We start from the raw sequence: 13,757 nt of genomic DNA, 5'->3' as shown, positions 1-13,757 counted from the left end.
GTGGGAGCGGGCTTGCTCGCGAATGCGGTGGGTCAGTCAACTGAATCGTGACTGACCCACCGCATTCGCGAGCAAGCCCGCTCCCACATTTGGGTTTGGTTTCTTCTGTCAGGTATTCATGCTTTGGAAGTGCGCCAGCATCCGCTGCGCATCCGGCACTTCCCCACTGAATAACTCAAACGCCTTCACCGCCTGAAACACCGCCATGTTGCCGCCATCCAGCGTACGGCAACCCAAGGCACGGGCATCACGCAGCAGTTCGGTTTCCAGTGGGAAATACACGATTTCCGCCACCCACAATTCTGTGCGTAGCAAGGTGGCCGGAACCGGTGTGCCCGGCAACTTGGCCATGCCCATCGGTGTGGTGTTCACCAGGCCATCGGCCTCGGCCATGGCATTTTCCAGTTGGCTGCCCACTTGAGCGCGACCCGTGCCGAAACGCTGCGCGAGGTTATCCACAAGGTCGCGGGCGCGGCTGATGTCCACGTCGAAAATACTCAACTGCTGCACACCTTCGCCCAGCAGCGCATGCGCCACCGCCGCGCCCGCACCGCCGGCGCCCATCTGCACCACGCGCTGGCGTGCCACATCCTTCAAGTTGCGCCGAAAGCCTTCGGCAAACCCCAGGCAGTCGGTGTTGTGACCGATGCGCTTGCCGTCCTTGAACACCACGGTGTTGACCGCGCCAATGCCGCGAGCCTCGTCAGACAGTTCATCGAGCAACGGCAGGATGGCCTGCTTGCACGGGTAGGTAATGTTCAGGCCGGTGAAGTGCATCAACTCGGCCGCGTCCAGCAGGTGGGGCAGGGCGTTGGTGTCCAGGTGCAGCGGCTCAAGGTCTATCAGGCGATACAGGTAGCGCAGGCCCCGGGCATCACCTTCCTGTTCGTGCAGGGCGGGGGTGCGGGAGGCCTGGATGCCGGCGCCGATCAGGCCGGCGAGAATGCGCGGTTTCATCGGGCCGACCCTTTTAACAGCTGGCTGAAGTGTTCAAGTGCCAGGTGGTAGCCATGGCTACCGAAGCCTGCGAGGACGGCCTTGGCGATGGGCGACACAAACGAGTGATGCCGGAACGCTTCGCGGGCATGCACGTTGGACAGATGCACTTCGATCACCGGCACTTCGCTGGCGACCAGCGCGTCACGAATCGCCACCGAGGTGTGGGTCCAGGCGGCCGGGTTGATCACGATACCGGCGCAGCGGGCGCGGGCGCCGTGGATCCAGTCGAGCAGTTCGCCTTCGTGGTTGGTCTGGCGAAATTCGATTTTCAGCCCGAGCTGTTCGGCACTGCGGCCACACAGCGCGGCGACATCGGCCAGGGTTTCATGGCCGTAGGTGGCGGGCTCGCGGGTACCGAGCAGGTTGAGGTTGGGGCCGTTGAGCACCAGCACGATAGGCGGCATTAGGGGGTCTCCACAGTTATTGTTCGTTGTGGAGGTAAAATGTACCGGATGGTTAATTTGGTCAATCGGTGGCGGTGGATGTGTTCGATTATCGAACTGTTAATCAGGCCTTTCATACGGGCGGATCAGATTAGATATCAATTGAAAATCATTCTCGACAACGCTTAAGATGCCCGCCTGTTTCCTTAACATTCCAGGGAGTCGGTTTGTCGGACGTGGATCTCAAAGGCCTGTTTCTCAAGCATGCCGATACCCTGCGCGGGTATCTGGCGCGCAAGGTACGGGACCCGCAGTTGGCCGCAGACCTGGTACAGGAGAGTTTCCTGCGCCTGGCGGAAAAGCCGGCCGGCGAGCGCATCGACAACTCCCAGGGCTATCTCTATCGGACGGCGAGCAATCTGCTGATCGACCATATTCGTCAGGAAGCGCGGCGCAAGACAGACCCCGTGCCCCATGAGGCGCTGGCCGAGATTGAAGATGAAGTGGCCGGGTTGGAGGCTCAGGCAATGGCGCAGCAACAGCGACAGGCATTGAAGCAGGCACTGGCGGAGTTGCCGGAACGCACCCAGCAGATTTTCCGCCTCAACCGTATCGAAGGCATGACCCACGCCCAGGTCGCCCGGCACTTGGACATCTCTGACAGCTCCGTACAAAAGCACCTGGCCAAGGCGTTGGCTTACGTGATGCAGCGCTTGCAGGACGGCGAGGTGGCGCCATCCGACGAATGAATTACCGAAAAACGCCAGGTCAGTCGTCACAGCGTTACATAATGAAAAATTCGAGATTCACACGTGAATAGCCAGGGTCCGCAACAGCACAGCATTACCGAGGCGGCCGCCGAGTGGGCGGTGCGCTTGCACGCCGGTGCCCTGACCGACCAGGAACAGGCCGAGCTGCAGCATTGGATCGCCTGCGACAGCCGCCATGAAGCGGCATTGCGCTTTGCCGAACAAACGTGGGCGGCGTTGGGCGACGTGTACAAGGAAGAACCGGTGCACCGTCAACGTCCGTCGGCGGCGGCCCTGCCTGCGCGGCGCTCCAAACGGCGAAGGCCGTGGCAACGTGTGGCGGCCATTGCATTGGTCGTGGTGGTGGCCGGCGTCGGCTGGGTGCGTGGGCCGGACGTGTTGCTGCGTATGCAAGCCGACTACATGACCGAAAAAGGCGAGGTGCGCACCGTCCACCTGGCCGATGGCAGCAAGGTGGAATTGGACTCCGGCAGTGCCATCCGCCTGGACTACGACGGTGTGCAGCGTCGTATCAGCCTGCTCCAGGGCTCGGCGATCTTTGATGTGGCGCCGATGGTGGGCGAAGAAACCCGGCCGTTCGTGGTGCAGAGCGCCGGGGGGCAGACCCGGGCGCTGGGCACGCGGTTTGTGGTGGAACGCGAAGGCGATAGCCAGGCGTGGGTCGGCGTACTCGAACACAGTGTCGAGGTTTCCCTGCAGGCCATCCCGAAAAAGGGCCCGGCCGACCGGGTGCTCAAGGACGGCCTGGCCGCGCGCTACAACCTCCAGGAAGGCATCGTGCCCCTGGAACAGCTCGATGTAGAACGCGCCACCAGTTGGCGACGCGGTGTGCTGATCTTTGATCGCCAGCCCTTGACCAAAGTCATCGAGCAACTCAACCGTTACCGCCCCGGACGCGTGGTGCTCACCGATTCGGCACTGGGCGATCGCGAAGTCAGTGGCGTTTTTCGACTCGACATGCTCGACACCGCCCTCGGTACCCTCACCCAGGAACTGCAAGTGCAACGCTTGGACCTGGCAGGCCTCAGCCTGATCTATTGACCCTCCTACAGGTTTGTTTGCCTGCAGAAAAAAACTTTCGAAAAAGTCTTACTGACTTCCTGCGCGTCGCACGTCTTGCTAGGTGAGAAGCATTCGCATAAACAAAAAACGCTTAGCGCAGGGAACCTCAGAAATGTCAGCACTCAACAAGGGGCGTATCACCGTTAGCCGGTTAGCCCTGGCCATCCACGTGGGGCTGTTCGCTGCGGCGGCCCCGGTGTACGCCGCGCAACCTGCGGTGAAGGCTACGCAACCTGCCGTGCTGATGCTTGATATCCCTGCGCAGTCCCTGGGCAGCGCCGTACTGGCGTTTGCCGATCAGGCGGGCCTGCAAGTGCTGTTCGACAGCCAGCGGCTCGCAGGTTTGCAGAGTACGACGGTGAACGGTCAGTACAGCGTGCAGGAAGGGTTGGCGCGGTTGCTGGGCAATGCACCGGTGGAGTATCGCTTCAACGGCGAGCGTCAAGTCACCCTGACCCGCGTCGAGCAGAGTGGCGCTGCGCTGGCGTTGGCCACCACCACGATCACCGGCCTGCACCCCAACGACTGGGTGTATTCAACGCCACGTTCGGTGAGTGTGGTCGGGCGCGAGCAACTGGATCGCAACCCACCGCGGCATGCCGCTGAAATGCTGGAGGAGGCGCCGGGCGTCTACTCGGCGGTCAGCCAGCAAGACCCTGGCTTGTCGGTGAATATTCGCGGCATCCAGGACTACGGCCGGGTCAACATGTCAGTGGACGGCATGCGTCAGAACTATCAACAAAGCGGCCACCAGCAACGCAATGGCACGTTGTATGTCGACTCGGAGTTGCTGTCTGAGGTGGTGATAGAGAAGGGCGCCACCTCCACGATGGGCGGCGCTGGGGTGATCGGCGGGGTGGCGAATTTTCGCACCGTGGAAGCTGCCGATCTGCTCAAGGACGGCAAGGAAATCGGCGGACGCATCCGCGTGACCACTGGGCTGGGCGGGCGCAGCAACGGTACGCACTTTATCGGCAGCTCGGCGTTTGCCGTGGGCACCGACGTTTGGGACATGCTGCTGGCCGCCAGTGAGCGTCACCTCGGCGATTACAACCCTGGCACCAAAGGCAGTATCGGCGATCTGCGCACCGGCACGTCCTTCCTGCCGAACAGTCAGGAACGGATCAAGAACACCACCGTCGCCTATTCGGGCTCGGTGATGCGCTCCCGCCTGCTAAAGCTCGGTATCAACTTGCCCGTGGACCAGCGTTTGCAACTGAGCTACCTGACGACCGCAGTCGGCTACGACGACGTGAACATGATGAGCGCCGAAAAAGCCCAGTTATGGGAGAAGCTCGGCAGCAGCGATGTCACGGCGCAGAACGTCGCATTGGACTACAGCTACACGCCGGACAATCCGCTGATCGATTTCAAGGCCAAGCTCTATTACGTCGATACCCGCAACGATCAATCCACGCTGACCCGTGGCAGCAGCAAGGGTTACGAGGTCACGTACCAGACCAACACCTATGGTTTCCAGGCACAGAACATGTCGACCTTTGCCTTGAGTGAACTGTCCGTGATCAAGGCCAACTATGGCCTGGAGTTTTTCTACGACAAGGTCCGCCCGGACTCGAACCAGATGGTCGCCAGCGATTCAGCGGTGACGGCCTCGGCGGCAGAGAGCGTCACGCCCAAAGGTGATCGGGCGATGGGCAGCCTGTTCACGCGCCTGGATTACGACTATGACAATTGGCTGAACCTCAACGCTGGGTTGCGCTACGACCGCTATCGGCTGCGGGGCGAGACGGGCTTGAACACCCGGACGTTTATTATTGGTACTACCCGTCAAGTCGGCTTGCCCATGACTTATGACGTGGATCGGGAAGAGGGGCATTTCTCGCCGACCTTCGGCCTGTCGATCAAGCCAGGCGTGGATTGGTTGCAACTCTTCGCCACCTACGGCAAGGGCTGGCGCCCGCCGGCCGTCACCGAAACCCTGGTGAGCGGCAGGCCCCATGGCGGGGGCTCGGAGTCGATTTTCCCCAACCCGTTTTTGAAGCCGGAGACGTCCACCGCCTGGGAGGTGGGCTTCAATGTGCTGAAGGAAGACCTGTTGTTCGCCGATGATCGCGCGGGCATGAAGGTGTCGTATTTCAACACCCGCGTGGATGACTTCTCCTATATGGCGCTGGGCGTGCAGCCGCCCGGTTATGGCATCGCCAATATCGGCAATGCGGCGTATGTGAACAACCTGGAGACCACGCGTTTTCGCGGCCTCGAGTACCAACTGGATTACGACGCCGGCTTTGCCTATGGCCAGTTCAATTACACGCGGATGCTCGGCAGCAACAGGTTCTGCAGCAAGACCGCGTGGCTGGGGGGTGTCACCAAGATCCAGAAAGGGCCGGGTAGCCGGGCGCCAGTCACGGCGATGGTGCCGGACGACGTGGCCAATGCGGGGCAGGGCTGCAGTGCAATCCTGGGCTCCTCCGAGCACATGCCGATGGACCGTGGCACCGCGACGCTGGGGGCACGCTTCTTCGAGCGAAAACTGGACGTAGGCGTTCGCGCCCGCTACAGCGGCGGTTACTACGTAAAAGGTGGCGTCGGCGTGACCACTTCGCAGACCGGCGTTTATCCGGCCGACTGGAAGCCCTACACGGTCTATGACCTTTACAGCAGCTACCGCGCCACTGACCAGTTGACCCTGCGCTTGGCCATGGAAAACGTCACCGACCGTGCCTATCTGGTGCCGCTGGGCGACGTGTTGGCCTTTACCCTGGGGCGTGGGCGCACGTTGCAGGGCACTGTCGAATATCAATTCTGACCGATTTTGCCCAGTGACGGGCAAAACCACAGCAGGCACTGGCCTGCTGTGGAGTTACCACCCCATGACTTGGAGTTTTGCATGAGCATTTCTATTTCATACAGCACGACCTACGCCGCTAGCACCGTTGCCGAGTACCTGAGCGACTGGTCGGCTTACTTTGGTGACCTGAACCACCGTGAAGGTTCGGTCAAAGAGGGTTCGAACACCGGTGGTTTCAATCCTGGCCCGTTCGACGGCACCCAATACGGTGTGTCGAGCACTGTCAGCAACGCAGCAGTGGTCGCTAACGGTGACCTGCATTACACCTTGTTCAATCCGCCGTCGCACACCTTGTGGGGTTCGATCGACTCCCTGGACCTGGGCACTGTCCTGACGGGCGGCGCTGCCGGCGGTAGCTACGCCCTCGGCGAGCAGGAAGTCAGCTTCGCCAACCTGGGCCTGTCGAGCCTGCAGTCCGAAGGCCGTGACGGCCAGGTACACAAAATCGTGTACGGCCTGATGAGCGGCGACAGCTCGGCACTGGCTTCGGCGATCGACTCCCTGCTCAAGGACATCGATCCAAACCTGTCGATCAACTCGACGTTCGACCAACTGGCTGCCGCCGGTGTGGCCCATGTGGACTCGGCTTCGGTCGCGGCTTCCGACGTGGCGCTCGTGGGCGTGCAAGACGTGCCTCAGGACTTCGCCCTGGCCGCCTGACGCGAAGAAAAAAGCGAATGGAAGATCGCTCTCCCATTCGCCGCATTACACCGCCGTCGCCCAAGCCTTCTACTTCTTCAGCGACGGCGGTGCCGAATTCTGCGCAGCGCCGTTTTACCTGTCAACGCGGCGCTGCCCGCTCAACCCCATGAGAATCTCCAGATGCGCCACGCCGGCAACGAAACCCTGGCCGCCCTCAAGGCCTATAAAAGTGGCTTCTTCAACATCGGCCTGTTCTCGGCGGTGATTAACCTGCTGATGCTCGCTCCGGCGCTGTACATGCTGCAGGTGTACGACCGGGTGCTGGCCTCGGGCAACCAGATGACCCTGTTGATGCTGACGCTGATGATCCTCGGCCTGTTCGGCCTGATGGGCGCGTTGGAATGGGTGCGCAGCCAGGTGGTGATTCGACTCGGTACGCAGATGGACATGCGCTTGAACCAGCGGGTGTACGACGCCGCGTTCGAAGCGCAACTCAAGGGCGGCACCCAGGCGGCGGGCCAGGCGCTGCATGACCTGACCACGCTGCGCCAGTTCGCCACCGGCCAGGCGTTGTTCGCGTTCTTCGATGCGCCGTGGTTTCCGGTGTACCTGCTGGTGATTTTCCTGTTCCATCCCTGGCTGGGTCTGCTGGCCCTGGTCGGGGCGGTGTTGTTGATCGTGCTGGCGTGGGTCAACCATCACGTCAGCCAGGCGCCGATGGCCCTGGCCAGCCAACTGTCCATCAACGCCAGCCAGCAAGCCACGGCCAACCTGCGCAATGCCGACACCATCGAAGCCATGGGCATGCTTGCCACCTTGCGTGCCCGATGGTTCGGTCAGCATCAGGCGTTTTTGGCGCAGCAGAACCTGGCCAGTGAAAAGACGGCGACCGTCACCGCTTGGTCCAAGGGTGTGCGCTTGGCGTTGCAATCCCTGGTGCTGGGCCTGGGCGCCTTGCTGGCAGTGCAGGGCGATATCACGCCCGGGATGATGATTGCCGGTTCGATCCTGATGGGCCGTGTGCTGAGCCCTATCGACCAATTGATCGGCGTGTGGAAACAATGGGGCTCGGCACGCCTGGCCTTCGATCGGTTGTCGCAGATGCTGGAGGCTAATCCCGCGCGCCCTGAGCGCATGACGCTGCCGGTGCCCAAAGGCCAACTGAGCGTCGAACAGATCAGCGCCTGTGCCCCTGGCAGCCGTCGGCCGGCGTTGGCTAATCTGGGCTTCAACCTGGCAGCAGGCGAAGTCCTGGGCGTGATCGGGCCGTCTGGCTGCGGCAAGTCCACCCTGGCTCGGATACTGGTGGGCGCCTGGGGCCCCCTGGCCGGCAAGGTGCGGCTGGACGGTGCCGACTTGGCGCTGTGGGACAAACAGCAGTTGGGCCCGCACATCGGTTACCTGCCGCAAGACATCCAGTTGTTCGCCGGCAGCATCGCGCAGAACATCGCGCGCTTTGCTGAAGTCGACGCCGACAAAGTCTTTGCTGCCGCGCAACTGGCCGGCGTACATGAGCTGATCCTGCAACTGCCCCAGGGCTACGACACGCACTTGGGGGAGGGCGGCGCCGGGCTGTCCGGCGGCCAGAAACAACGCGTCGCCCTGGCCCGTGCGCTGTACGGCTTGCCTGCGCTGATCGTGCTGGATGAGCCCAATGCCAACCTTGATGAAGTCGGTGAACACGCCCTGCTCCGGGCCATCGCCCAGCTCAAGCAGCAGCGTCGTACGATCATCCTGATCACCCACAAACCCAACGTGCTAAGCCTGACGGACCAGCTGCTGATCCTCAAGGACGGCCAGATGCAAGCCTTCGGGCCGACGGCGCGCGTGCTGGAGGCACGGCAGAAACCGGCAGCGGCCAAGCCGGTATCGACCATGAGCATGAGCTACCGCCTCGGTGAAGGAAAACAGGCATGAACCAGAGCAAACCCGTGTTGGTCAGCGAAGCGCCTAACAACGTCCTGGCGCTGGATGACAAACAGTACTCACGCCTGGGCTGGTTGTTGGTGCTCGGTGGTTTTGCCGGGTTCCTTGGTTGGGCCGCGCTGGCGCCGTTGGACAAGGGCGTGGCGGTGCCGGGTAAGGTCATGGTCTCGGGTCATCGCAAGACCGTGCAGCATCCTGCCGGTGGCATCGTCGAGCGTATCGACGTGCGCGACGGTGACGTGGTCAGCGCCGGCCAGGTGTTACTGCGCTTGAAGGAAACCCCGTTGCGCGCGCAGATGCAGTCCCTGCGCAGCCAGTACCTGGCGTCCCTGGCCAGCGAAGCGCGCTTGAGTGCGGAAAGTGAAGGGTTGTCGGCGATCCGTTTCGGCCCTGAGTTGCTCAACGACCCGGAGGCAGCGGGCACGCTGAGCCTGCAACGGCAGCTGTTCAATAGCCGCGCCCAGGCATTGGCCACCGAGCAACAAGGCCTGCGCGAAACCATCGCCGGGGCCGAGGCGCAACTGCGGGGCACGCGGGATTCGCAAGCGAGCAAAGTCCAGCAACGCGCCGCGTTGAATGAGCAGTTGCAGGGCCTGCGCGAGCTGGCGCGTGAGGGTTACATCCCACGCAATCGCCTGCTCGACAGCGAACGGTTGTACTCACAAATAGACGGCGCCATCGCCGAGGACTACGGCCGCATCGGCCAACTGCAACGCCAGGTGATGGAACTGCGCCTGCGCATCCGACAGCTCGGCGAAGACTTTCAGAAGGACCTGCGTGGCCAGTTGGCCGAGACCCGCACCCGCAGCGACGACCTGCGTAATCGCCTGGCGTCGGCCGAGTTCGAACTGGCTAACAGCCTGGTGCGCGCCCCCGCATCTGGCGTGGTGGTGGGATTGGATGTGTACACCGAAGGCGGCGTGATCAAGCCCGGCCAGGCGTTGATGGACATCGTGCCCCAGGGCGAACCCTTGCTGGTGGAGGCGCGGGTGCCGGTGCAGATGGTCGACAAGGTGCACCCCGGCCTGCCGGTGGAACTGATGTTTTCGGCGTTCAACCAATCCACCACACCACGGGTGGCCGGCGAGGTGACGTTGGTGTCGGCGGACCGCCAGGTCGATGAACGCTCCGACGAGCCGTATTACACGCTGCGTGCCCAAGTCAGCGCGGCCGGCATGCAGCAACTGGGCGGTGTGCAGATCCGTCCGGGCATGCCAGTGGAAACCTTCGTCAAGACTGGCGAGCGCTCGATGCTCAACTACCTGTTTAAACCTTTGATGGATCGCACCCATATGGCCCTGGTGGAAGAATGAAGGCGCTGTTGTTTACCGTGTGTTTTGGTTGTTCCTCGGCGGTGCAGGCCTTGGGTTTGCTGGATGCCTACGACTTGGCCCTACGCAATGATCCGACATTTCAGGCCGCTATCCAGGAGCGTGAAGGCGGTGAAGAAAACCGCGCGATCGGCCGTGCGGCGTTACTACCGAATTTGTCGTGGAGCTATAACAACTCGCGCAACGCATCCGAAGTGACGGCGGGTGATGTGACCAGTGAGCGTGATTACCGCAGCTATGCGTCGACCCTGACCTTGCAGCAACCGCTGCTGGATTACGAAGCCTACGCGCGTTTTCGCCAGGGCACCGCCCAGGCGCTCATGGCCGACGAGCGCTTTCGCGGCAAGAGCCAGGAGCTGGCGGTGCGGGTGCTCAACGCTTACAGCCAGGCGTTGCTGGCCCAGGAACGCATCGAGCTGAGCCGCGCTCAGAAGCGCGCGTATGCCGAGCGCTTGCAACTCAATGATCGCCTCTTAAAAGGTGGTGAAGGCACACGCACCGATGTGCTGGAAACCCAGGCGCGCTTGAGCTTGGCGCTGGCTGAAGAAATCGAATCCCAGGACGCTCAGGACAGCGCATTGCGTGAGCTGGAAGCCATCATTGGCCAACCGCTGCAGATCGAAGAGCTGGCGCCGCTGACGCGTCAATTCGAGATACCGCCCTTGGAGCCCAATCGTTTCGAAACCTGGCGCGAGATGGCCATGGCCAACAACCCGGAACTTAAATCCCAGCACCATGCCCTGGATGTGGCGTCCTATGAAGTGGAGCGCAAACGCGCAGGACACCTGCCCAAGGTCAGCCTGTATGCCACCAGCCGCCAGACCAACTCCGACTCGGAAAGCAGCTACAACCAGAAGTACGACACCAATACCGTCGGCATTCAGGTCAGCCTGCCGCTGTTTGCCGGCGGCGGCGTATCGGCGTCCACCCGCCAGGCGGCGAACCAGCTGTCCCAGGCCCAATACGAGCTTGACGCGCAAACCTCGGCCACCCTGGTGGAGTTGCGCAAACAGTTCAACCTCAACACCAGCGGCGCGGCGAAAGTGCGTGCCTATGAGATGGCGGTCAGCTCCGCCACAGCGTTGGTCGCTGCGACGAAAAAGAGTGTGGCCGGCGGTGAACGAGTCAACCTCGACGTGCTCGACGCCGAGCAACAACTCTTCACCGCCCGTCGCGATTTGGCGAACGCGCGGCATGCCTATTTGTTGGCGAGGATTCAGTTGAAGTATTACGCGGGGTTGCTGAGCGAGCAGGACTTGCGGGCATTGGCGGGGTATTTCCAGCCCTCGGCGTAAGTGGTTATAACCCGGCATTCGCCGGGCTTTAGCCGCCGCCCGCGCCAATGGCAAGAAGGGCGGACGGCCGAGCAAGAAGGCACCGGAGGCGTTTGAGTTACCGCCGAGTCAATAACACCCCGGACTCCATATGGTGCGTCCACGGGAACTGGTCAAACATCGCGCATTGGGTAATCTTGTGCGTGTCATGCAGTTGCGCAATGTTCGCCGCCAGCGTCTCCGGGTTGCAGGAGATGTACAGGATGTTATCGAAGCGCCGGGTCAGCTCGCAGGTGTCCGGGTCCATACCTGCGCGAGGCGGGTCGACGAAGACGCTGCCGAATTCGTAGCTTTTCAGGTCGATGCCGTGCAAGCGGCGGAACGGACGCACTTCATTCAGTGCCTCGGTGAGTTCTTCGGCGGAGAGGCGCACCAGGGTGACGTTATCCACCGCGTTTTCATCGAGGTTGCTCAGGGCCGCATTCACCGACGTCTTGCTGATTTCGGTGGCCAGCACTTTGCGTACACGCGTAGCCAGGGGCAGGGTGAAGTTGCCGTTGCCGCAATACAGCTCCAGCAAGTCATCCGGACGATCACCCAAGGCTTCATAGGCCCAGTTGAGCATCTTCTGGTTCACCGTGCCGTTGGGCTGAGTGAAGGCGCCTTCGGGTTGGCGGTAGCTGAACGTGCGGCCGCCGACGTCGAGCTTCTCCACCACGTAGTCGTGGCCGATCACATCGCGCTTGCCCTTGGAGCGGCCGATGATGCTGACATTCAAGTCGGCCGCCAGTTGGCGTGCGGCGGTGTGCCAGTGCTCATCCAGCGGGCGGTGATAACACAGGGTGATCATCGCGTCGCCGGCCAGGGTGGTCAGGAACTCCACCTGGAACAGCTTGTGGCTCAGGGCGGCGCTGGCTTGCCAGGCGGCCTTGAGTTGCGGCATCAACTGGTTGATGCGTGTGCTTGCGATGGGGAACGCTTCGATCAGGATCGGCGTGCGCTTGTCGTCCTGGGAGAACATCGCGTAGTGGCGCTCACCGCCCTCGCGCCACAGGCGGAACTCGGCGCGCAGGCGGAAGTTCTGCAGCGGCGAGTCGAAGACCTGCGGTTCTGGCGCGTCGAACGGGGCCAGCAGGTCACGCAAGCGCGTGACCTTGTCTTGCAGTTGAGCGGTGTAGCGTGCGGCGTCAAAAGTCATGCGTTGAACCAGCCCAGCTTGATCACAAACAGAATCGACAGAATCACCAGCGCTGGGTTCAGCTCACGGTAGCGGCCCGAAAGCAGCTTGATGGCGGTCCAGGCGATGAAACCGAAGGCGATGCCGTTGGCAATGGAGTAGGTGAAAGGCATCGCCAGGGCGGTGATGACCACCGGCGCTGCAACTGTGATGTCGTCCCAGTCGATTTCGGCCAGGCCCTGGGTCATCAGCACCGCCACGAACAGCAGTGCCGGCGCAGTGGCGAAGGCCGGTACGCTGGCGGCCAGTGGCGAGAAGAACAACGCCAGCAGGAACAAAATCGCGACCACTATGGCGGTCAAACCGGTACGGCCACCGGCGCTCACGCCAGCCGCTGATTCAATGTAGCTGGTGGTGGTCGATGTGCCCAGCAGCGAGCCGGCCATGGCGGCAGTACTGTCGGCAATCAACGCACGACCCATTTTCGGCATGTGGCCGTCCTTGCCCATCAGGCCGGCACGCTTGGCCACGCCGATCAGGGTGCCGGAGTTGTCGAACAGGTCGACGAACAGGAAGGCGAAGATCACGCTGACCAGGCCGATATCCAGCGCGCCTTTGATATCCAGCTGCAGGAAGGTCGGAGCCAGGGACGGTGGCATCGAGGTCACGCCGCCGAAGGCGGTGACGCCAAGCAGGATCGACACGATGGTCACCGCCAGGATACCGATCAGCACCGCGCCGCGCACGGCCAGGGCTTCCAGTGCAACGATCAGCACGAAACCGAGGGTGGCGAGGATCGGCGCGGGTTGTTTCAAGTCGCCCATGCCGACCATGGTGGCCGGGTTGCTGACCACGATGCCGGCGTTATGCAGGGCGATCAACGCCAGGAACAGACCGATACCGGCGGCAATCGCCGAGCGCAGCGGCAGGGGGATGGCGTTGATGATCCATTCACGAATACGGAAGATCGACAGCAGAAAGAACAGCACCGCCGAGATAAACACCGCACCCAGCGCAACCTGCCAGGTATGGCCCATGTGCAGGACGACGGTGTAGGTAAAGAAGGCGTTGAGGCCCATGCCCGGCGCGAGGGCGATCGGGTAGTTGGCGATCAGGCCCATCACGGTCGAACCGATGGCCGCCGCCAGGCAGGTCGCGACAAACACCGCGCCCTTGTCCATGCCGGTCTCACCGAGGATGCTCGGGTTCACGAACAGGATGTAGGCCATGGCCAGGAATGTCGTGATGCCCGCGAGAATCTCGGTGCGCACGTTGGTGTTGTGTGCCTTGAGTTGAAACAGCTTTTCCAGCATGCCTGCTCCCTGTGACGCTCTGTGGCGTCGTGATTTGTTGACCTCTAAGTCAAAGCACAAACTGCGCC

General features: G+C 62.1%; 11 protein-coding genes. 7 read left to right on the top strand and 4 right to left on the bottom strand.

Annotated features, from left to right (window positions below; translation table 11 throughout):
- Positions 1–108: 108 nt before the first annotated feature.
- Positions 109–957: a shikimate dehydrogenase gene (locus AC4PS7_RS24810; RefSeq protein WP_069673134.1), complete on the bottom strand. Its 849-nt coding sequence runs from the start codon at positions 955–957 to the stop codon at positions 109–111.
- On the bottom strand, positions 954–1,403 hold the full coding sequence (gene aroQ / locus AC4PS7_RS24805; protein ID WP_010206717.1) for a type II 3-dehydroquinate dehydratase: 450 nt from the start codon (positions 1,401–1,403) through the stop codon (positions 954–956). The genes AC4PS7_RS24810 and aroQ overlap by 4 nt, the downstream gene beginning before the upstream one ends.
- Positions 1,404–1,609: 206 nt before the next feature.
- Here aroQ and AC4PS7_RS24800 point away from each other — a divergent pair, with 206 nt between their 5' ends.
- From AC4PS7_RS24800 to AC4PS7_RS24770, 7 genes are all read left to right on the top strand, one after another.
- Complete coding sequence (locus AC4PS7_RS24800) at positions 1,610–2,131, top strand: RNA polymerase sigma factor (RefSeq protein ID WP_021492949.1); 522 nt, start codon at positions 1,610–1,612, stop codon at positions 2,129–2,131.
- A 63-nt stretch (positions 2,132–2,194) separates the two neighbouring features.
- Positions 2,195–3,193 (top strand): FecR family protein, encoded by a 999-nt coding sequence (locus AC4PS7_RS24795; RefSeq protein ID WP_069673135.1) that lies wholly within the window; start codon positions 2,195–2,197, stop codon positions 3,191–3,193.
- Between the two features lie 133 nt (positions 3,194–3,326).
- Positions 3,327–5,984, top strand: a complete 2,658-nt coding sequence (locus AC4PS7_RS24790) for a TonB-dependent receptor (protein ID WP_252959660.1) — start codon at positions 3,327–3,329, stop codon at positions 5,982–5,984.
- A gap of 81 nt (positions 5,985–6,065) precedes the next feature.
- Positions 6,066–6,686, top strand: a complete 621-nt coding sequence (locus AC4PS7_RS24785; protein WP_021492947.1) for a heme acquisition protein HasA — start codon at positions 6,066–6,068, stop codon at positions 6,684–6,686.
- Positions 6,687–6,848: 162 nt separating this feature from the next.
- A complete protein-coding gene (locus AC4PS7_RS24780) occupies positions 6,849–8,585 on the top strand; it encodes a type I secretion system permease/ATPase (RefSeq protein WP_042570858.1) in 1,737 nt (578 codons plus the stop codon).
- Positions 8,582–9,907, top strand: a complete 1,326-nt coding sequence (locus tag AC4PS7_RS24775) for an HlyD family type I secretion periplasmic adaptor subunit (protein ID WP_044287927.1) — start codon at positions 8,582–8,584, stop codon at positions 9,905–9,907. Before AC4PS7_RS24780 ends, AC4PS7_RS24775 begins: the two co-directional genes overlap by 4 nt.
- Positions 9,904–11,220 (top strand): TolC family outer membrane protein, encoded by a 1,317-nt coding sequence (locus tag AC4PS7_RS24770; RefSeq protein WP_176332303.1) that lies wholly within the window; start codon positions 9,904–9,906, stop codon positions 11,218–11,220. Before AC4PS7_RS24775 ends, AC4PS7_RS24770 begins: the two co-directional genes overlap by 4 nt.
- Positions 11,221–11,317: 97 nt before the next feature.
- Here the strand turns inward: AC4PS7_RS24770 and trmA are convergent, their stop codons facing one another.
- Together trmA and AC4PS7_RS24760 are read right to left on the bottom strand one after the other, a co-directional pair.
- Positions 11,318–12,397 (bottom strand): tRNA (uridine(54)-C5)-methyltransferase TrmA, encoded by a 1,080-nt coding sequence (gene trmA, locus AC4PS7_RS24765; protein ID WP_010206703.1) that lies wholly within the window; start codon positions 12,395–12,397, stop codon positions 11,318–11,320.
- Complete coding sequence (locus AC4PS7_RS24760) at positions 12,394–13,689, bottom strand: NCS2 family permease (protein WP_021492943.1); 1,296 nt, start codon at positions 13,687–13,689, stop codon at positions 12,394–12,396. Before AC4PS7_RS24760 ends, trmA begins: the two co-directional genes overlap by 4 nt.
- Between the last annotated feature and the right edge of the window lie 68 nt (positions 13,690–13,757).

This window comes from Pseudomonas sp. DW-iso3, assembly GCF_058725305.1.
This window is presented reverse-complemented; position numbering and strand designations above follow the sequence as displayed.